Origin of the sequence: Rhodopirellula islandica (genome assembly GCF_001027925.1) — a bacterium.
GTDB lineage: Bacteria > Planctomycetota > Planctomycetia > Pirellulales > Pirellulaceae > Rhodopirellula > Rhodopirellula islandica.
Map to the genome: position 1 here is coordinate 1 of NZ_LECT01000010.1, position 20,128 is coordinate 20,128.

Annotated in this window: 14 protein-coding genes; 5 read left to right on the forward strand and 9 right to left on the reverse strand. The window is 57.0% G+C overall.

Translation table 11 applies throughout. The features are described 5' to 3' along the window. The coding region (locus RISK_RS32905; protein WP_047813073.1) for a hypothetical protein at nucleotides 1-191 on the forward strand (191 nt) is incomplete at its 5' end. Between the two features lie 118 nt (nucleotides 192-309). On the opposite strand, the gene RISK_RS04455 is transcribed toward RISK_RS32905, so the two are convergent. The 5 genes from RISK_RS04455 to RISK_RS04480 form a co-directional block, all read right to left on the reverse strand. After that, nucleotides 310-1,716 (reverse strand): DUF1552 domain-containing protein, encoded by a 1,407-nt coding sequence (locus tag RISK_RS04455; RefSeq protein WP_047813074.1) that lies wholly within the window; start codon nucleotides 1,714-1,716, stop codon nucleotides 310-312. A gap of 83 nt (nucleotides 1,717-1,799) precedes the next feature. Then, nucleotides 1,800-4,406 (reverse strand): DUF1592 domain-containing protein, encoded by a 2,607-nt coding sequence (locus tag RISK_RS04460; RefSeq protein ID WP_236696016.1) that lies wholly within the window; start codon nucleotides 4,404-4,406, stop codon nucleotides 1,800-1,802. Nucleotides 4,407-5,036: 630 nt separating this feature from the next. Then, nucleotides 5,037-6,842, reverse strand: a complete 1,806-nt coding sequence (locus RISK_RS04470) for an arylsulfatase (protein WP_083434774.1) — start codon at nucleotides 6,840-6,842, stop codon at nucleotides 5,037-5,039. A gap of 375 nt (nucleotides 6,843-7,217) precedes the next feature. Beyond that, entirely contained in the window at nucleotides 7,218-7,730 is a 513-nt protein-coding gene (locus RISK_RS04475; protein ID WP_053061060.1) for a hypothetical protein, read from the reverse strand. Beyond that, nucleotides 7,717-8,280, reverse strand: a complete 564-nt coding sequence (locus RISK_RS04480; protein ID WP_047813077.1) for a DUF1579 domain-containing protein — start codon at nucleotides 8,278-8,280, stop codon at nucleotides 7,717-7,719. Before RISK_RS04480 ends, RISK_RS04475 begins: the two co-directional genes overlap by 14 nt. 446 nt (nucleotides 8,281-8,726) lie before the next feature. Here RISK_RS04480 and RISK_RS04490 point away from each other — a divergent pair, with 446 nt between their 5' ends. After that, complete coding sequence (locus RISK_RS04490; protein WP_047813079.1) at nucleotides 8,727-9,644, forward strand: MYG1 family protein; 918 nt, start codon at nucleotides 8,727-8,729, stop codon at nucleotides 9,642-9,644. A 506-nt stretch (nucleotides 9,645-10,150) separates the two neighbouring features. Here RISK_RS04490 and RISK_RS04495 read toward each other — a convergent pair. The 4 genes from RISK_RS04495 to RISK_RS04510 form a co-directional block, all read right to left on the reverse strand. After that, the gene (locus RISK_RS04495; protein WP_047813080.1) at nucleotides 10,151-12,811 is read right to left on the reverse strand and encodes a M1 family aminopeptidase; all 2,661 of its coding nucleotides are present in this window, start codon (nucleotides 12,809-12,811) and stop codon (nucleotides 10,151-10,153) included. 685 nt (nucleotides 12,812-13,496) lie between these two features. Then, the gene (locus RISK_RS04500; protein WP_236696017.1) at nucleotides 13,497-14,864 is read right to left on the reverse strand and encodes a hypothetical protein; all 1,368 of its coding nucleotides are present in this window, start codon (nucleotides 14,862-14,864) and stop codon (nucleotides 13,497-13,499) included. Nucleotides 14,865-15,195: 331 nt separating this feature from the next. After that, a complete protein-coding gene (locus tag RISK_RS04505) occupies nucleotides 15,196-15,960 on the reverse strand; it encodes a 3-keto-disaccharide hydrolase (RefSeq protein WP_047813146.1) in 765 nt (254 codons plus the stop codon). 51 nt (nucleotides 15,961-16,011) lie between these two features. Further along, on the reverse strand, nucleotides 16,012-16,962 hold the full coding sequence (locus RISK_RS04510; RefSeq protein ID WP_173442612.1) for a beta-propeller domain-containing protein: 951 nt from the start codon (nucleotides 16,960-16,962) through the stop codon (nucleotides 16,012-16,014). Between the two features lie 775 nt (nucleotides 16,963-17,737). On the opposite strand from RISK_RS04510, the gene tnpA reads away from it, so the two are divergent. From tnpA to RISK_RS04530, 3 genes are all read left to right on the forward strand, one after another. After that, nucleotides 17,738-18,202: an IS200/IS605 family transposase gene (gene tnpA, locus RISK_RS04520; RefSeq protein WP_047813082.1), complete on the forward strand. Its 465-nt coding sequence runs from the start codon at nucleotides 17,738-17,740 to the stop codon at nucleotides 18,200-18,202. A 353-nt stretch (nucleotides 18,203-18,555) separates the two neighbouring features. Continuing rightward, on the forward strand, nucleotides 18,556-19,503 hold the full coding sequence (locus RISK_RS04525) for a metallophosphoesterase (RefSeq protein WP_047813148.1): 948 nt from the start codon (nucleotides 18,556-18,558) through the stop codon (nucleotides 19,501-19,503). Nucleotides 19,504-19,554: 51 nt separating this feature from the next. After that, nucleotides 19,555-20,085: an NUDIX domain-containing protein gene (locus RISK_RS04530; protein WP_047813083.1), complete on the forward strand. Its 531-nt coding sequence runs from the start codon at nucleotides 19,555-19,557 to the stop codon at nucleotides 20,083-20,085. Nucleotides 20,086-20,128: the final 43 nt, after the last annotated feature.

Below are 20,128 nucleotides of genomic sequence, written 5' to 3' on the forward strand. Positions count from 1 at the left end.
TCACCCGGATCTCGCTGAACGCTCGCTCCGACCTCTCCCCCAACTTCGTCGGGGGAGAGGTAACAGGCAAGAAACTGTCCACGAAAACGCTCCACAAAACCAAACTTGTCGCGGTCCAGGCTAACGCCAAAACGGCTCACATGGTTGTGCTCGATCGTTCTTGGCGAGCTGCTTTGTCGGGTCGGCAGTAGCCATTCGGTATTGGATCTGTTTTGGCAAACGCCACTGTCCTGACGGACAACCGGGGCTAACGCCCAAACGGCTCACAGGGTTGTGATTGATCGTTTCTGCCGAGTTGCTTGGGCCGAATCACGCGAGCAATTCTGGGAAGTTGCCGGTGGCTCCTGCGAAGCGATCGGTTTCCATTCCCAGTTGCTGCAACATCGTGACAAAGACGCGTGTTAGCGGTTGGTCTTCTTGCTTGATTTCTTTCGTGTACGGCTCGGGGCCGCCTCGCCAAGCACCGCTGATCGGATCGGCTCCGGCATAGTTCAGATACCGCCCGTGTTGGAACCCCAGGTTGCGACCTCCGGCGAGGACCAGCGGGTAATTGCGTGACAGGTGAAAGGCGCTCGACGCGGACCCGAACAAGAGCAACGAGTTGTCAAGCATGGATCCGGTGCCGGCTGGTTCGGGAGTTTCTTTCAGTCGGGTTGTGAACCGGGCAAACTCTTCATTGAGGAATCGGCAGTACTTCCCCAGGTTTTTCCAGCCACCGGGGTTCTTCGTGTCGTGTGTCAACTTGTGTGCGAGATTGAACCCAACCGCCCGCGCCAATCGATCGCTGACCCCCGCGCCGTTCTCACGTCCGATCTGATAGGTCGCGACGCGAGTCGAATCGGTTTTGAAGGCGAGATAGATCATGTCCAACATGGTCTGCACGTACATTCTCGGCGAATCAGGCGAGATATCCGCTTCGATTTTTGCGCGGTCAACGGTGGGCAGTGGTCGATTGACCCACTCCTTTGCTTTCCGAACGCGAATCTCTGCTTCACGTACCGAGTCCAGGTACTCGTCAAAGCGAAGCTTGTCATTGGACGACAGCATTCCACGCAGATCGCTTGCGTCTTCCAGCATTTCATCCAAAGCACTTTCATTCTTCGCCAACCGGCGAGCCGCGTCAGCGTTGCTTTTGACGAATAGCATGTCAAAGATGCGTTTCGGGCTTTGCTCCGCGGGAATCGCTCGACCAGTCCGACTGAATGAAAGAGTCTGAGCAGCTCGCGGCGTTCCGATTCCACCATCGGTCGACATCACAAGGGATGAAAAACGCGTTTGGTCTCCGATGTACTCGGCGTAAACCTGATCCAGAGAAATGGAGTTCTGGTACGCTCCCTCGCGGCGAATCTTCGCGGCAGTGAGGAATTGATCGGCATTGCGATGACCATGAACCTTGCGGGCTTCCGGGTGTGAAAACCCTGAGAGCACGGTCAGGTCGTCACGCAGCGGCTCGAAGACGTCGGTGCACTTGGTGAAAGTGAACTCCGTTCCTCCGCCATGCGGAAACCACGACCAGTCTTGGTAAGCGGGGTCTTCCCGCAGCGGCATCGGGACACCGTCGGGGAAATAGATGCAGGCGAGGCGTTTGGGATTCGTCTTGCCGTCTGAGTTCGCTGCCAAACGAGGCATGCTGGAACTCAACAGCGGGAGTGCCAACGCGGTCCCGGATCCTCGAAGGAACCGGCGACGATCAAGTTGATTGAGATTCAATGTCATCTGTCGTACTCCCTCGACGAATCGAAACGGAACGCAGTGAACCCTTCGCAGGATCCAATGCCCATCATCATTGTAACGCTTGACTATTTGGTTTGGAAAAGCTCGCTCGTCACCAAACACATCACCATCGTTTTGAGCCCATCACCGGATTCACGCACTCGCCCGGCAATTTGCCTGATTTCAGCCCGGTCGCCAAAATCCAGTTGTCGGCCCAAAGCGAACGACGCCATTTTCTCAACCGTTGCCTTAACAAATTGATCTTGGCGTTTCTGAAGGAGGTGTTGTTTAAGCCCCTGCATCCCATCGAGGCGATCCTCGTTGGGTAGGTCGCTTGTGGCATCAACGACCTTCCCGTTGATTTGATCACGCCAGCGTCCCAGGGCGTCGTAGTTCTCAAAGGCGATTCCCCACGGATCAATTTTTTGATGACACGACATGCACGCGGCTTGATTGCGATGGTCTTCAATCCGTTCTTTCAGAGTCATCTTTGCGATTTTGGGATCGGTGAGATCGATCTCCGGAACGGCTGGCGGAGGAGGCGGTGGCGGGTCATTGAGAAGATTCGTCAACAGCCAAACGCCACGCTTCACGGGGTGGGAATCTTCGCCATCGGAATTCATCGTGAGCAAACCGGCCTGGGTCAGCAGGCCGCCGCGATTTCGTCCAGCGGGCAAGTTCACGCGACAGAAATGATTGCCTTCGATTCCGGGGATTCCATAGTGCTTGCCAAGACGCTCGTTGACGACCAGGTAATCCGAGTCGATCAAATCCAGCACGCTTGAGTCTCGACGGAGCATGTCAGCAAACAGCTCGATGGGTTCCCGCTTCATCGATTCCAACAGTGCCAGATCCAGACCATCGTCACCTCGGGTGGGGTTCAGGTATTCCAGCGGCTGCATTCTCAGCCACTGCCCGACGAAGTGCTTGGCAAAACGTGCGGCTCGTGGATCGGCCAACATTCGTTCGGCCTGCCGACGCAGAACGTCGTGATCAGTGAGCTGGCCTGCCGAAGCGAGTTGCAGCAACGTTTCGTCGGGCAGGCTACACCAAAAAAAGAGCGATAGGCGAGTCGCCACTTCGTTTTGAGACAGTTGATCCGTCTGCGGATCTTGCGATGCATCCTGTTCACCAGGTAGCACATACAGGAACTTTGGCGAGGTGAGGATCGTTGCGAGAACCTCCACGATTGCTTCCTGAAAATCGTCGCTGCTGGACCGCAAGCGTTGGAACAAGTGCAGCTTGCGATCGATGTCACGCGTGGTGGGTGTTCGCCGCCAGGCACGCGACATGAAATCTGAAATGATCTCTCGCGCGTAGGTGGATTCGTCGTGCGAATTCTCGCTTTCAATGAACACGCTGCGATGGGACCGAGGTGGCCACTCATCGTAAACGGGTGCGACAATTTCCACGTGGTCGATCAGAATCGCGTCGCTCCCTGTCTCCCGTCCGTCCTGCCTGACGGTGCTGTTCGTGAACCGAATGTATTCCGACGGGTTCGGTTGAGCCCCGAGTTTAAACTCGCCGCGATAGGTGTTGCGGTGCTCAATCTCACTGAGGGGAATATCCCATTGGTAGATTTCCGGTTCCCCGAAGGGAGCTTTGATTGAAACATCCTGTTGACTCAACCGCTTGATCGATCGCCCTTGGTCGGTCGCTTGAAAGCCGAAGTGGAGCTGTAAGCTTGGAACTCGCTGGCCTGCATCCTCGGCGCGCGACGCTCGAATACGAACACGCATCGTCCCTTCGTCGGGCAACCGGTCACCAAGTTCAACGGTGAGTGCTTGGCGGCTCCCTGGCTGCACAACCGCGAAATGGGAACCAGGCTCTGGCATCGGCCTGTAGGTGTCGCTGTGCTTGAACGCATAAATTGCTTTGCGGTAGCTCCATTTGACCTCGGCTCTCAGTCCTGTCGAAAGATCCAGGTAATGTGACCTGTCCGCAGGAGACTGGAACTTCTCATTCAGACGTTCGATCTGCTCGGCCAATTTGTCTGGCATGTCCTCGAACTTCTTCTTGATCGATTCGACATCGCGGTCCAGTCGCTTCGTTTCTCTTTCAAAGGCTTCCTTCATCGGGATCGCCCAATGGATCTCTGGCGGTCGATCCCCTCGGACCGTGACTCGACGCAAGGCCTCCAGAGCAAGCTGGTGATAGGTCTCCACCTGCTTGACAGACATGTGCAGCGACTCGGCATTGTTTTCAAAGGCGTCGTCCTCACTGGCTTCCGCCGGGAGATCGCCCGCGAATGTCCAGGGCACACCCAGCAAGTCTTGAAGTGCGTGGTTGTACTCGTAACGTGTCAGCCGTCGAAACGAAGAGTGGTTGCCGCTGGCCCGACGCAGTTGTTCGGCCGTTTGAATCTCAGTGGAAAGCCAATCCACCATTAGCGTTCGCTGCGAGTCGGTGAGTTCACTGGATTCCGGTGGCGGCATCTCCCCCTTGCTGAGCGCGGAGTACACCTCCAGCCACCAAGCGATGTCTTCGCCGTCGACCAAGTCGGGGTCAAGTTGGTCCGCTCGAAAGTTGCCTTCGACGCTGTCCCCACTGTGGCAATCAAAACACGCCTGCTCCATAAGAGGCTTGATCGATTTCTCATAGCGTTGCAGGCTCGGTCGAGGGTTGGTGTTGCCTGCATCCGAAGTTCGTTCGATGGCACCGACTTCGTTTTCACCGCGTGCTTTTTCGTTCAACAGAACCTGCGAGCAGGCAGGCCGCTGCGCAACAAGGTTCAGCGTCAAAAGCACAATCACGCCAAGACACCAGGATCCTGGCCAGTGCTCTGCGAAGGATGGAGCGGCAAATCGATGTGGGAGCATGGTCGCTAGGGGAGGGAGCAGCGGCTACTTCGGGGGATCCCTCACTGTACCAAACCCAACTGACTCACGCCAAACAGATTCGCTTCTAGGGGTTCGGCCCCCTTTCAAATGCTTCCGGTCGTCGGCATGAACACAAAGGATGTTCGGCAGCTCGGCGAACGCTCCTGGTCCACCATTTCACCGTTGAATCAACGCCCCTTTGAATCAACCTCCCAAGTGCGCCGGAACCTGTTTGTGATCACAACGGGAATCCCATGCCGCATCCCGCCGTGGCCGAGTGCCACGGCGGGATGCGGAGTGTTTGGGGGTGTGCTCGTTTTCCGGTGGTGCGCTGCGTTGCAGCGACCACCGGCTACCGTCTGACATCCCACCCGGGATAAAAAAAGACAGAAGCCGGAAGAAAACTTGCATCCCTAATGGCAGCGCCAACACCAACCATTTCGCAGTCCAGGCGAACGCCCAAACGGCTCGCATGGTTCTGCCGGATCAATCCTGACGACCTACTCAGTCGACATGCTTGACGACCACGTAGTAGGCCCCCAGCTCACCTTCTTCGATCTCGAAAATCGGGGCGAGTCGGTACGAACCCTGCTTGAGTTCCGTGACAAAGCTGACTTCTTCGGCGTCTTCCGCCACTGGTTGACGATCAAGATCTTGATCGTCGATCCGGAGGACCGCGTGGGTCGCGCCGATCGCGTTGCCAGGCACATTGCGAAAGGCTCGCGCTGGGCCGGGCACATTTTCGCCAGCCGGAAGAGCGGCGTTGATCGCGACTCCAGATTCAGCCGGCCAGCGACGAAGCGACACCTGATATTTCCCGTCTTGGACGACTTTCACGGCCCAGTGCCCCAAGTGTTTCAGCTTGTCTCCTTGGGGCGTTTTGCGATCGGCCTCGCGGATCGATCCCTGATGCCAGGGAGGGTAGACCTCCTGGATCCAGTCGTGGGCAGTCAAGCTCACGACCGGGTGTTCAGGGTGCCCGAGAAAGATCTCGGTTGTTTGTGCGAAGGTCGGTTTCAGTTCGGCCCACCATTGTTCGTAGAACTCTCGCATCTCAGCGACGATCTCTGGATGCTTGTCGGCAATGTTGTGCTTCTGTCCGGGGTCGGAAGCAACGTTGTACAGTTCCTTCCGATTGACCAGACGATACTTGCCCGTCATCACCGACGAACCACGCCACTTGATCGGGTCGCGGACGCGCTGCGAATCGCTGATCACAAAGCGTTTGGGCCATTCCACTTGCTTGGTTGGGTCAAGCAAAGCGGCAAGCGAAACACCATCGAACTTCACTCCCTCTGGCTTCTTCACTCCCGTCATCTCAAGCAGCGTCGGGACAACATCCACCGCGTGCGTCAATTCAGCGACGTCATGTTGTTTCGTCAGGCCCCCATCCGGCCAATGCACAAAGAACGGGACGCGGTGCCCGCCTTCGTAAGGACTTCCTTTGCCAGCTTTCATGCCAGCGTTGTAGACTTTCGCGCCGCTGGCGGTTCCGTTGTCGGTGGTGAAAATAAAAATGGTGTTGTCTTCCACCCCGAGGTCTTTGAGCAATTGCCGAGTCTTGCCAACGTTGTCATCGATGTTGGTAATCATCCCATAGAAAGCAGCGATGTTCTCGGATTGCCCGTCGTACATCTCCAGATACTTTGGCGGGCAGTGCAGCGGTTTGTGCGGTGCGTTGGTCGAGATGTAGGCAAGAAACGGCAGCTCTTGTTTCGCACACTTGCTGATAAACCCATTGGCTTGCTCGAAAAAGACGTCCGTGCAGAAGCCTTTCGCGGGAACGATTTCACCGTTGTGAAAATAGGAACCGTCAAAGTAGGCGTTGTCCCAAAGGTCGGGTGTTTGGCCGATCCCGCCTCCACCGTGTCGATAGACCTCGGTGAAGCCACGATCTTCGGGACGATACGGGTAGTTGTCACCCAGGTGCCACTTGCCAAACATCCCCGTTTCGTAACCAGAGTCGGCGAACATTTGCCCCACGGTGACTTCGTTCTCACGCAGCATCGATCGGCCCATGATCGTGTGCCAGACACCAGTGCGATTGGTCCAGTGTCCGGTCAGAAACGAACATCGGGTGGGCGAACAAGTCGGCGCGACATGGTAGTCGCTCAGTCCGGAGCTTTCTGACGCCAGACGATCGATGTTGGGAGTCTTGATGATCGGATTTCCTGTGCAGCCAAGGTCGCCGTAGCCCTGATCGTCGGAAATGACAATGACCACATTGGGAGATTCAGCGGCGGCGGAGAGGGCGTTCGCTGCGATCACCATCGCGAGGAAGGCGAGGCAGGCGGAATGGATCTTTCTCATGAGTTGCTCGGTTTGGCTGGGGATTGCGTGTCAAACAGTGGGAGCAAGTTTATCCGAAGCAGGCCGGCAGGAGTCTTTCGGCATGGAACTGTTTTGCTAAGACGCTGTCGCTCCCACGTACAACCGGGGCGAACGCCCACCCAAGCCGAACACGACCACCGGAATCGTTCTCTACCTTGCAAGACGCCGGAATCGCGATGGGGCAACGCTGTCGGTGGAGAGGGGCGGGGTGCACGGCGGGTCCAGCTCAGGATCCATGAGTTTCAATCGGACAACGGTGGTGGTTGGCAGAGACGATCAAACAGGTTGCATGCCGAAAAAAACCGGAACCCCCGTCATCCGCGAATGACATGATTTATCGCATTCCTACGACCGTCAAAGATGTGCGAGTTCAAAGTAGGCGACCCTGGAACTTGGATCAACAATCAACAGGATTGGCTCAGCACCACCGCGGCCAAACCGCAGTGCATCAGCGGGTATTCCAGACGAATCGTACCAAGAAGGGATTCCTTCCAAACGCATTGGCTCGTCACGTTGTGTCAGTGAAAGTCCGTGAGACTTGACAATGGGTGTTAGGTCTTCAAAGTCTGAAAAACGAAATCGAAAGAAGTGAGAAAAATCGATGCCCTGCTGCGTGTAGTGCTGGATGCCCGTGAATGGTGAAGGATCGCTATCAACGACGGTTTTGAACCACCGCTCCGCCTCATCCGGTGCAGATTCGCCGGACTCCATCGCAAGCATGACCCAAAGGCCCCCGCAGGCAAGCAGACCGACGGCCGCACCGCCGAAAATCGCGGCGATGCAGTACCCGACCCACTGGCGTTCGCGGTCAATTCGGTCTCGGTTGAACAACCTCATGTCACCAAGTCGTTGATCACTCGGATTCACTTCGCGTTGCGGTGCCACTCACAAACGTGACCCACGTTCCGTCTTCGGCGAGCATTCGAGATTGGATAGAGAGTTCCTTTTCGGATTTGAACTCATAGATGTCTTCAAACTTGGTTGCCGTTCCATCCGACATGAAATTGGGCCCCTCCGCTTCCAACGTCAAGATCTTGCCCGTGGAGTCGACTTGACCTTCATAGTGCCACATCATGGAGGTGACCGAGTCGATCCAAGTGCCCACGTACTTCTGTTTGGTTTCATCGAAGCCGATTGTTTGGATGCCATGCATTGGCGTTCCCGCGTAGTCGCCTTCCATGGTGTTGGTCAGCCAAAAACCGCCGAGCATGCGGGATGTCATTTTGCCTTCGGATTGAACTGGCGGTTGGTCGGGTCCCATGCTTGATTCCGACTTGGTCGTCCAGACGCCTGAAAATTGCTGCAGCCATTGGTGCTCTTGCGTCGGTTTGGGCATCGCCGGTTGCTCTTGCGCAGCCGCGTCTCCAATGAACCACCAAGCGAATGCCAGCGTCAGCAGCGGAAGTGATTTTTGCATGTTTCGGTTCCTGGTCCGTGAAAGGTTTCGATGGCTGCGTTTCATTCTGATCGAAAGCGATGGTCAGAATCGACAAAACGCAGGGAATTCTGAATGTGGCTGGCACCTTGCGGTAGTGCCGTTGGTCGGTTCCGTTCCAACCAAGCGTACAGCTCCTTCCGCTTTTTCGCGATCGGCGTGACGCGTTTGGGAAGGCGTTACAGCCCGATCGATGGATCGCATTCCCGGTCATCGAGATCTGGCACGGACGACTTTCGTCGGGTCCACCTCAGCTGGAAGACAGCAACTTCCTCGGCCAGGAATGTCGCAACAGACTTTCGAGCGGAACCGTGGCGACCCCCGATCGATTCGGACGCGCACGAATCAGGGGGCCAGCCGAATCGGTTGGGTTCCAGTGCGGTTCTGGGCGATCAGGTGCCAGGCATCCGTTTTGTGGGTATGTTTCTATGGATCTGAAAATCGTTTCCCCATCTGATTCGCCTGACTTCATGACCATTCAGCTGATAGTGACTCACGCGGGCGGAGCCCACAAAGACGATTTCCTTGCCTGCAGCCTGCTGGCGCATTTGCATGGGGTTCCGATTCAGCGACGCGATCCAACCGAGGAAGACTTGGCCAATCCAGCGGTCTGTGTCGTTGATGTCGGTGGGGTGCATGATCCGCAACAGAAGAACTTTGACCATCACCAGTTCCCCCGCGATGCCCCGCCACTTTGTGCCCTGTCGCTGGTGCTCCAGGACATCGGGCTCTACGAAGACGCCCTGTCCTTTTGTGCTTGGCTTCGTCCAGCGGAATGGCTGGACACGTTGGGGCCCAACGAAACAGCCAAGTTGATGGAGATTCCGCGTGCGGCGTTGGGATCGCTCAATTCGCCGCTCGACATGACGCTGCTGAATCGATTTGCGAGCCACACGGAACTTGATTCAGAAAGTCCTGTCTACCAAGTCATGTGCATGGTGGGGGAGGACATTGTCAACTACTTGCGGACATTGCGTGAACGGCTGGACTACTTGAAGGAGCACGTTCAGTACTGGACGATTGAAACCGATGAGGAGCCGATCCAAGCCTTGTTCTTGGAACAAAGGGACGCGATTTCAGAGGACCCTTCGTTTGGAATATACGCGTTCATCGAGAGCGAAGGAAAGGAAAATGAGATCCAGGCAACGGTCTCCCCGGATCGGCGAGGCGATGGGTACGGACTGTCGCGTTACAACGACAGTCAACGCTTGGATTTTTCGCAAATTGAATCGCACGAAGACGTTCGCTTTGCGCACAAGCGAGGCTTTGTCGCCAAGGTCTCCACGAAGGACCCGGCGCAGCTCAAGGAACTGTTGAAACTCGCCGTGGTCAGAGTGGTCAGCTGAAAGTGTGATGCCCCCTCACCCTAACCCTCTCCCCCATGAAGCATGTGGGAGAGGGGACAAGAGCAACGCCTCCTGTCACCCTTTCAGGGCTTTGGTGCTGCTCGCGATTTCGAATCCACGGGCTCGCGCCCGTGGCGACAACCTGCCGTCCCGTTGGGACTGAGATAGCCACGAAGTGGCGACAGGTTGTAGCCGTCGGCGTGAGCCGAAGGAAATCGTTGTGATGCCCCCTGACCCTCGCCCTCTCCCCCATGAAGCATGTGGGAGAGGGGACAAGAGCGACGCCTCCTGTCACCCTTTCAGGGCTTTGGTGTTGCTCGCGATTTCGAATCCACGGGCTCGCGCCCGTGGCGACAACCTGCCGTCCCGTTGGGACTGAGATAGCCACGAAGTGGCGACAGGTTGTAGCCGTCGGCGTGAGCCGAAGGAAATCGTTGTGATGCCCCCTCACCCTCGCCCTCGCCCCAATGAAGCATGTGGGAGAGGGGACCTGCGCTTTCTCGGCTTCATTCCTTGTTCGCGTCGTCCTTGTTCGAGGGTGCGTCGTTGAGGCCCTCCGAATCAGCCGCTTCCTGTTTTCGGAACGCTTCGAACTCGTCTCGCATCTTTTCGGTCTCCTTGCGGAGTTCGGCGAGTGACTTTCGCAATTCGACGACCTCGGCCGGGGCGGCGGGCGCTGTCTCATTCAGGCTCTTGATCGCTCGATCGGCAGACTGTTTGATGCGGTCATTGGACGAACCAGCGTAGGAATCCAAGATCGCACTGGCACGTCGATCCCCTAGCGATCCCAACGCTCCGATCATGGCGGCTTGAACCGTGGTCTTGGGATGGTCCAGTTGCGACACGAGGTAGTCAAAGCACTCCGCTTCCATTTCAGTGCCCTTGCTGAGTTTCGCCAGGGTGCTGACGGCGCGAGACATCCCGCGTGAATTCATGTCGCCACCACGTGCCTGCATCATTTCCAGCAGCGGAGCCGCGTAATACGGATCGTTCTGGCGGCCCATTGCACTGATGGCGGCCAACGCCAATTCGTCTTGGAACGACTCGACGTTCAGTAGCTCGACCAACTTCGCTTGGGTCGTTTCGCCATGGAACTTTGCGAGGGCTGCGACCGCAGAGGCTTGGATCGCCGGGTTGGTTTCTGTTTCCAAAACCAACATCGCGGTTTCCAGCGTGCCGGGTTCAAAGGGCCGCAGCATGGCACCGACCACTTCCGAGCGAACGCGAGCATCGCTTTGATCTTTCCAGCTTGCTCGGAGAACCTCGTAGGCTTCGTCCGATTCATGGTCGGCCAACGCTTTCGCAGCCGCGATGCGAACTCCAAAGAACGCGTCTTCGTTCAGCCGCTTCGACAGCAGTTCGACCGAGGCCTTGGTCTTCCGCTTGGCCAGGGAAGCGACAGCCAGCAAACGTCCCATCATGTCGTCTTCGCGTTCGACCTGCGCGGCGATCAATTCATTGGATTTGTCGAACTCCACCTCCGCGAGCACGGTGTACTCCGGATCAAAGCGAACGATCGATGGCTGGGCAGGCAAGGCGACGTAGAAGTCTTCCTCCTCTTCCTGAACCAGAATTTCATGGTCGATGACTTGGTCGCCAACCACGAACCGCAGCTTGGTCGGGAATTGGTACAGCAACACATCGTCGCTGATCGGCTGGGTTTGACGAATCGTGACTTTCGCCAGTTTCTGCTGGGGCGTCCAGCGATAGGTGATTTTCAGGTCGGGGTGTCGAGGGTGATAGATCCACTGGTCGAAAAATCGATCCATCGGGCGACCGGATTGTTCCTCGATGACTTGCCGAAGATCATCCGACACGACGCTGGTCAGCCCATGCTTTTCCAAGTAGGTGCGGATGCACTGACGATACAGGTCTTCGCCGAGCTGGCTCCGCAACATGTGCAGCACCCAAGCACCCTTGGGGTAGGCCCGGTAATCAAACTGCTGCATCGGGTCGGTGTATTCCTTGTAGACAATCGGCTTGGTGTCCTTGTCGTTCGTCAAGATCCGACCGGTCGCATCGTTGTGCAAGCGATACAACATCGCGTCACGACCGAACTTGTGGCCTTCGTAGAGGTGCGTGTAGTAGGTTGCGAAGCCTTCGTTCAACCACAGATGGCTCCAATCCTTGCACGTCACGTAATCGCCAAACCACTGGTGGGCCATTTCGTGTGCGTCGAGGGAACGTGTCGACCGGATGTTTTCCGTCGCCTTGGAAAAGATGGTGCCGTCGGTCAGCGTCGTCATCGTCGTGTTTTCCATGCCTCCCGCGGTGAAGTCCGCGATGGTCACTTGATCGTATTTGACCCAAGGGAAAGGCATGCCGATCTCTTCTTCAAAGAACGCCATGATGTCAGGGGTGTCCACGAAACTGTTCGGGGCGTGTTCGGCCAAAGTGGGTTGGGTGTAGAAACCCAAGGGGACATTGCGATGTTGTTTTTCAAACTTGGTCAGATGCCCGGCGACCAAGCACATGAGGTAGTTGACATGCGGTTTCTCTTGCAGCCATCGAACCGCCTTCAACCCCGACGCATCGATTTGTTCGCCCATCCGTTTGCCATTGCTGAGCACGGTCATGTCGGCTGGAACGTGGCAGATGATTTCCGTTGACGATCGCTCGTTGGGGTAATCAAAACACGGGAACCAATGCCGGGCTTCGTGGGCTTCCCCCTGGGTCCAAATGTGAGCGTCCGACTCCGGATAGCCCATGTCAGCGGTCCGGAAATAAAGCCCCGCATTGGGCTGGGCGGAGTAATCGATCTCAACGCGAAACTCTTTGCCAACCGGCAACGGCGTTTCAAAAGCGATCTGCAGGCTATCGCGTGTGGAAACAAAGTCAGCCACCGTGCCGCCGTCACATCGAACTTCTTTGATCTGCAGGTCGATCGCATCCAACCGCAACACGGAGACAGGTTTGGCGATCGGTTTCGCTGTGATCGAGCTGGTCCCCGAGACCGTTTTGGCTTCCCAATCCGGCGTCACATCCAGTTTGATATGCAGCACGTCGACTTGTCGGACCGGTGCGTATTGGTACCGCCCCGTCAGCGTGAGCCCCAGCGGCAAACGAGCTTGTGCGTGAGCCTCGGCACAGTATCGGCAGATCACTTCTTCGGCATGGATCTGGCCAGCCCCGATCAGCAGCCCCAGAATAGTCAGCAGCGTTTTCATATCGTGATTTCAGTGAGATCAAGAGAAAGAATGGCAGGTTGTGCTTCTAGAGTAACCAACGGCGAGCAGGGCTTCATCACTCACTCGCGTCAATCGGATGAGGCGAATCATCGCGATCGAGTCAGCACTAGGCACCGGATTCCCCCACGGTGGTGTCGCAAGAGGATTGATGACGTGATGCAGCCGAAGCTCGGGAAAACTCTTTCCAACCGGCGGAGGTAAACGGCGGTCCGATTCGGATGCTCCTCGTACCGGTATAGAAAAGAACCGCCAGTGCGGATGCAAGGCCTGGGGGTCTGTCAGGACTTGTTTTTAGGGTAGTGGACGAGGCCACGAGTCCTGAACTGGCGTCGAATCCAAGGACTCGTGGCCTCGTCCACTACGATCAACCCTAACTTTTAGCTGTGACAGACCACGAGGGGGACTTGACAGGGTGGTTGAAGCAGATGCCCTTCCGAAGCGGGTAGTGCGGCTTTCAAACACCTTGCTTGTCACTTCTTGCGAATCCTGCCCGCCCAGGAGGTCGTGCAGTTTTATTTCACTTTCCTTTGGGAGGGTGAAATGCTGTCCATGCAACGCATAAGCCCCCCGCCTAAAAGCGGGCTCAAAGAACGGCGCGACCTCAACAGAGGAATGGATTCGTTGCCTCATCCACTACGAAATGCTGGCAACAGGCACACGTGATCTACTCCGACACCAACCAGGTTTCAATTGCCTGAAGAGCCGCTTCGGGTGTTCGGTGGGTCAGTGGGAAGCCACCGTAGAAGGCTTGCAGGTTGGCACCCGCTGCGAACAGTTCTTCCAGCTCACGGCGGCATTGATCGGCGTCGTCAAAGTAGATGCGATCACCAAGACGAAAGTAAGACTCGACCACGCCGAATCGGACGGGTTCCGTTTGGCTGGCTTGGCGGATTTGTTGGATGAGTTTTTGCAGGTTGAATTTGGCTCCGCCTTGGTTGTCCATCGTGAACCCAGGGGTTGAGTAGGGATTCACGGCGGTCCAGATTGGCGGACGCGTTGTGCTGGCGGGTTTGACGGTCGCCAACGCGACGATGTGCGTGTAGACACGATCGGAAGGCAGGCCTCGTTCATGGCATGTCCGAGCCAATGTTTCCATGTAATCGTGAATCGCCAGGTAACACAGTTGACGAAATTTCTCGTCCCTCGAAATCCCTTCTTGCTTCGCAGCCTTCACCAAGCGTTCTTCGTCCCAGCCGCGCCAGTGCAAGGACGCGTTCCCAAGCTGCTTGCCGAGGAACGAGCGGTCCATTTCAATGCCCTTGGCAGAACGCGGGGCCTCCGCTCGCACCACGCCGTTTTCGCGATCGATCAGATGCTGCAAGAGTGGATCGCTGAAGTCAGGGAGATGGGCTTCCCAAGCAACATTGATGCCGGCGAAAAGATGCTCTCGGTTCTCGCTTCGCCATCGTTTCAACCGAGCGACCAACGGCGAAAGCACGCCTTCGTCCAGTTGCGATGAAGCGAAGTCTGCCAACGCTGGTGAACCGAAAGCGGGAATCGCCGGAGCGGGTGAGCACCATGGCCCCCAGTTGAACCAAGGACGCGGGATGCGATCGGGTAGCTCGTCGCCCACCGGAAAACGATCCCACTCGCGCATCTCAGGATGTTGCCAAAAGAGAGCGGCGGGCTGGTCCCCTGCTGGCAACGTGTCGTCTGCTCCCCATCCATAACAGGAATCGAGATGCAAGAAGACGGGGATGCCGGTGCGTTCCGCAAGATCCAGTGCCTGTTCAACGTCTTTTCGAATCACATCGGAGGAGCGTGAAAGGATGCGAAGTTGCTGGACACCATAAGCCACCATCCGTTTCGAGGAGGCTGGCATCGGGTCGAATCGACGTGCCATCGAGCGAACATTGGCCTCGACATCTCGACCGGGGCCTTGGTCCGGCCCACCGCCTTCCAGAACGATGTACTGGATGTCAGCGGCCGACGATTCCGCCGCGTTCGAAACGGCACACGCTAGCAGCAACACCCCAAGCGTTCGCGCCGCCAACCAGCTGGCGTTCCCAATCCAATTCGTTATTTCATGCATGCCCCAATGCTAGTCAGAGGCGATCACCCGTGGTAGTCAGCCACAGGCAGTCCCTGGACTGATGAAGATGAAATCAACCAGGCGGTTTGGGCGGTTTCCGACGAATGGTATTGATACGGCGTTTGTCGCTATTGAAAAAGTTAAAGTGCAAATTGACAATTGTAAAATGCCGGAATGCCGGAATGCCGGAATGCGAGGATGAAATCGCATCAATTTGCATTTTTCAATTGTCAATTTAACTTTTTCAATGAGTTGCATTCGGTTCGCACACTTACCATCCTGCCAACATTTTTATCAGCCCAGGCAGTCCCCCTGAGGTCAAAGATGATCGTCACTTCGTCTTCGTGTCTGTTTTTTCGACCAGCCAGATGTTTCGGAATTTCACTTTGGAACCATGTTCCTGCAGCACGATCGGCGAGGTTGGTTCCTCGGGGAAAGCGGCGTACTTGTTGCGACGCAGCGACAATTTGAAGTCATCGTGAATCAACTTTCCATTGAGCCGCACGGTGACACGCGCGGCACCGTTTTCCGTCATGAAGCCGTTCTTGCCGATCTCGGCGGCTTGGTATTCCAGGTCCACCGTTTGCCACTCGCCGGGGCCGAGTGCAGCGTTCACGTCAGGGGCCCGGATTTGATAGATCGCGCCGCAGTCACCCAGGCCGGGGCGTTCTTTGTCGGCGCTGTGGAGGACTTGCAGCTCGTACAACGGGCCGAAGAAGATTCCGCTGTTCCCGCTGCCTTTCTCGGGCAATTGAAACTCCAGGTGCAATCGATAGTCGCCGAACGTTTGCTTCGTGCAAAGAAACTGCTTGCGTCGCTTGCCATCCAATTCAAACGCGATTTCCATCGCATCGCTGTCCACCATTTTCCATTGCACTTCCTGTTGATCGTCTTTGGGATTGATCCATTGCCAAGAGAACGGTTTCCAGGCATCAAACCCCGAACCGTCGAACAGCACGACGGCGCCCGCAGGTGGTTCTTGTCCCAGTGTTGATGTGGAGGTGCTGTCCGAGGAAACCGCCGATCCAGTTGCGGCCATGAGGATACCGCTCAACAGAAACAAACGAACAAACATGCTTCTTGAAATCATCTTCATGTCCTTGAGAGGTGTGATCTCTACGGTCAACGTTTCATTGGCAAACCTCACTCATTTGAGGATGGGGCCGGCGATTTTTTCCCCGTTGGTGGTGAGAAGCTGGAAGTGGTGGACGCCGACCTTTTGGCCGTCGCGGTAGGTCCACACGACTTGTTTGTCTCGTGTCACTTCCATGAGTTTGGGTGCGTCCACGTCGGCTCGGCCGCCCGCGTAGCTGGTGATGACGACGTTCCCATTGGGTAAGACTTGGGCCCCGCAGGGGTCCTGCAACCATGCACCGGGAAGGTCTTCGTTGGTCAACGTCCAGATGACTTTGCCACTGGCGTCGAAGTCAACGACTCGGTTCCCGTTCGTGCAGCAGACCAGGGTTTTGCCGTCACCGTGACGGATCGCGGTGAAAGGCCACGAGTGAATCTTGTGCTCGGAATCGCCAGGCACGGTCGTGTCCAGTTTGCCGAGAAGCTTGCCCTTGTCGTCGTAGTGAAAGACGGCGAAGTCCAAGAGGTGAGGCACCAGGTAGGTTCCATCGGAAAGCTTGCGAGCCATCCGAGTCTGCATGTGATGGTTCTTCTTCTGGCAGGCCAGCGGGAACTCCAAAATCACTTCGCCGGTGGAGCTGAGTTCCAGCAACCGGGGCTGGTCGCCTGCTTCCGTGATCACAAACGTGCCATCCTCGGTTGGATGAGCGCTGTTGACCTCGCTCTGGGTGCCTTTCCAGATCAGGGTTTCTTTCCCGTCAGGAGCGATGCGGACGACTGCCCCACCTCGGTGACGTTTGGATTTGTTCAACGTCAAAATGATCGTGCCATCGTCGAGCACATAACCATCGCGTGAAGCGGATGGGTACGTCCAACTTGCCTTGCCGTCGGCGCCCATCAGGTAGGTCTTTTGACCGCAAGCAAGGAAGCTGTGGGTGATGTCCTGAGCCTTGGCAGCGTTGCCAGCGACGGAGCAACCGAGCACGCAGCACAGGAGTGCGATCAATCGATGGGGATGGTTCATGTGGGTTCAATCGAGGGAGAGGGTTTGGCGGGAGGACGCTTCCGAGAACAGCGGCAGGCGAAGGAACAGGTCGCGATCGTCCCCTGCAGGCCAGTCAAACGCCAAGCATCGAAAGCCCACCAGTCTATCCCAGACAAACGCCCCAAGTGGCTCTCAAACCAAATTCTCGCGGAGGAGCGTTTCATCGTGTTGTCCCGTTGGGACTGGGCGTGCAAGCACCAGCCACGAAGTGGCGACCGGTTGCCCGAGCGCGCACCAGCCACGAAGTGGTGACAGGATGTAGCCATTGGCGTGAGCCAATGGATATCGCGACAAGCGATATGGCGAAGTCCCGAAGGGACGGCAGGTCGTACCATCCTGTCGTCCCGTTGGGACTTGGCGCGGTGCGTGGGGGCCTTGGGTCCACGAGCTGACGCTCGTGGCTACATCCTGTCGTCCCGTTGGGACTGGACGTGCGAGCACCAGCCACGAAGTGGCGACAGGATGTAGCCATTGGCGTGAGCCAATGGATATCGCGACAAGCGATATGGCGAAGTCCCGAAGGGACGGCAGGTCGTGCCATCCTGTCGTCCCGTTGGGACTTGGCGCGGTGCGTGGGGGCCTTGGGTCCACGAGCTGACGCTCGTGGCTACAACCTGTCGTCCCGTTGGGACTGAGGAAGGACGCGCCGTGGCGACGTGTTGCACGAGCGAGCGCGCACCAGCCACGACGTGGCGATAGGATGGAGGCATCGGCCTCAGCCCGTGGATCCCCCTGTCAGACAAGAAGGTTGGTCATGTCGACGTTCACGAATCTGTTGTTCCATCTGATCTACAGCACGAAGTATCGCAAGCCTGCGATTCGGTCCGAATGGCAGGATGAACTGCATGGGTACATGGGCGGGATTGTCCGGGACCAGAAAGGGACGTTGCTGAGGATTGGCGGCGTCGACGATCACATTCACATGCTCGCGAAATTGAGCCCCACCATCGCCATCTCGGACGTGTTGCGCACGATCAAATCGAATTCGTCGAAATGGATCAACGAGCGATCGGACGTCCACCGAAAATTTGAATGGCAATCCGGGTACGCCGCGTTTTCCGTCAGTGAATCTCAAGCCCCAGCCGTCGCCGACTACATCGCGAATCAGGCGGACCATCATCGCAAGAAAACGTTCGAAGACGAGTTCCTCTCGATCTTGAAGCGGCACCGCATCGAATACGACCCACGGTATGTTTTCGAACGCGAAATCATCGCGTGATCTGTTCGCCGGCCCAGCCACGACGTGGCGACAGGTTGTCGCCATTGGCGCGAGCCAATGGATATTGGGCGAAGCGAGATGGCAGAGTCCCGAAGGGACGGCAGGTCGTACCATCCTGTCGCCCCGTTGGGGCTTGGCGCGGTGGGTGGGGGTCCTTGGGTCCACGAGCTGACGCTCGTGGCTACAGCCTGTCGTCCCGTTGGGACTGAGGGAGGACGCGACGTGGCGACGTGTTGCCCGAGCGGGCACCAGCCACGACGTGGCCGCGGATTGTGGCATTGGCGTGGTTGCGGTGGGTGTGGCACACTGGGCATTGTGCACACCACCCTCGGATGATCGGAGAACCACGCGTCATGATGAATCCCGTCGACCTCATTGGTGACATTCACGGGCATGCCACGGAGTTGAAGCGACTGTTGATTTCGATGGGATACGAACGGGCTGGGCTTGGGTTTCGACATCCGGATCGAAAGGTTGTTTTTCTGGGGGACTTCGTCGATCGAGGACCGGAGATCGCTGAGGTAATCACGATCGCCCGGGCAATGGTGGACGCGGGCGATGCGTTCGCCGTGATGGGCAATCATGAGTACAACGCGATCGCGTTTCATACCTCGTTGCCCAACAAACCCAACCAGTGGTTTCGCGAACACTCCGACCAAAACCGGAAGCAACATCAGGCGACGTTGGACCAGTTATCGCCCGGCGAATTGAAGGATGCGATCGCTTGGTTTCAAACGCTTCCCGTGACATTGGAACGGGATGGGTTCCGAGTGGTCCATGCGGCTTGGCGGGACCAGCCAATCTCGGTGATCGACCGGGCTCTGCAATCACGGGGGCGTTTCACCCCAGAGTTCCTGGCCGAATCAGAGCGGCCGGGCAGCGAACTGCATGCGGCGATCGAGGAGGTGTTGAAGGGACCGGAACTGAAACTGCCGGCCGGGCACAAGATCGTGGACAAGGCTGGTCACTCGCGGGACACGGTGCGGGTGAAGTGGTACGAACCGCCGAACGGGAGAACTTACCGGGACTATCACTTTGGGTCCGATGACGTGCCGGATCTGGCGATTGACCCTGTGCTGCTAACAGGCATGACGGGCTACCCAGCGGAAGCCCCACCCGTGTTTGTGGGACACTACTGGCTGACGGGCACGCCATTGCCACTGGCCGGGAATGTGGCCTGCACGGATTACAGCGTCGCCAAAGGAGGCAAACTGGTCGCGTATCAGTGGGATGGCGAACCAACACTGTCAGCGGATAAGTTTCAGTGGACTGAAAATGGTTGTGATGCCCCCTCACCTTAACTCTCTCCCACTCTCCACTCGGGAGAGGAAACCAAAGGCTTGCAGACGCTGATGCTGGACTGGATCAAGGTGGCCGGGAAGCTGGCATATGACCGACCGACTCGCGAACGATTGCTGGGCTATCGGCCGGTTGTGATTTGCTTGATCCAATCGCTCGAGCGGGAGGCGTTCTTGTTCGTCCAGCCGGCCGCCAGTCGCGAGGCTTGGATGCCACCGCAAGAAGGGATTGAACCCAATGGTTCGGTGGAACGAGCCACGTCGCAGTGCTTGGACGTTGAACTGGGGATCAGCCGGAAACAAATGCATTTTCGTCGCTCCGTTTGGCTGGGGCGAAAGGCGATCCCGGAACGACAAGGCAGCCGCGATGTGGAGTTTTCGATTCGGCCGATGCAGGGCAAGGCTTACTACGGATCGCTCTGCAAGGTCGCCGAAGACACGCCGATCACCTGCAACCCGGCGGAGGTGTCGGCGTTTGAATGGATGACGTTGGACCAAGTTCGCAATCGGTTGTCATCCAATTCGGATCGCAAAGCGGAACTGTTGCGTGTGCTCTTTGACAAGCTCGCTCGAATAGAGCTGTGAAGAGGTGGACCGTCCGGAAATCCGCTGACACACAGCATCGATC

Coding starts and splice junctions, on each gene's coding strand:
- RISK_RS04480 (WP_047813077.1), bottom strand. CDS start 8,280: ATGCAAAAATCACTTCCGCTGCTGACGCTGGCATTCGCTTGGTGGTTC.
- RISK_RS04455 (WP_047813074.1), bottom strand. CDS start 1,716: ATGACATTGAATCTCAATCAACTTGATCGTCGCCGGTTCCTTCGAGGA.
- RISK_RS04500 (WP_236696017.1), bottom strand. CDS start 14,864: ATGCATGAAATAACGAATTGGATTGGGAACGCCAGCTGGTTGGCGGCG.
- tnpA (WP_047813082.1), top strand. CDS start 17,738: ATGTCGACGTTCACGAATCTGTTGTTCCATCTGATCTACAGCACGAAG.
- RISK_RS04490 (WP_047813079.1), top strand. CDS start 8,727: ATGGATCTGAAAATCGTTTCCCCATCTGATTCGCCTGACTTCATGACC.
- RISK_RS04530 (WP_047813083.1), top strand. CDS start 19,555: ATGCTGGACTGGATCAAGGTGGCCGGGAAGCTGGCATATGACCGACCG.
- RISK_RS04505 (WP_047813146.1), bottom strand. CDS start 15,960: ATGAAGATGATTTCAAGAAGCATGTTTGTTCGTTTGTTTCTGTTGAGC.
- RISK_RS04495 (WP_047813080.1), bottom strand. CDS start 12,811: ATGAAAACGCTGCTGACTATTCTGGGGCTGCTGATCGGGGCTGGCCAG.
- RISK_RS04510 (WP_173442612.1), bottom strand. CDS start 16,962: ATGAACCATCCCCATCGATTGATCGCACTCCTGTGCTGCGTGCTCGGT.
- RISK_RS04525 (WP_047813148.1), top strand. CDS start 18,556: ATGATGAATCCCGTCGACCTCATTGGTGACATTCACGGGCATGCCACG.
- RISK_RS04470 (WP_083434774.1), bottom strand. CDS start 6,842: ATGAGAAAGATCCATTCCGCCTGCCTCGCCTTCCTCGCGATGGTGATC.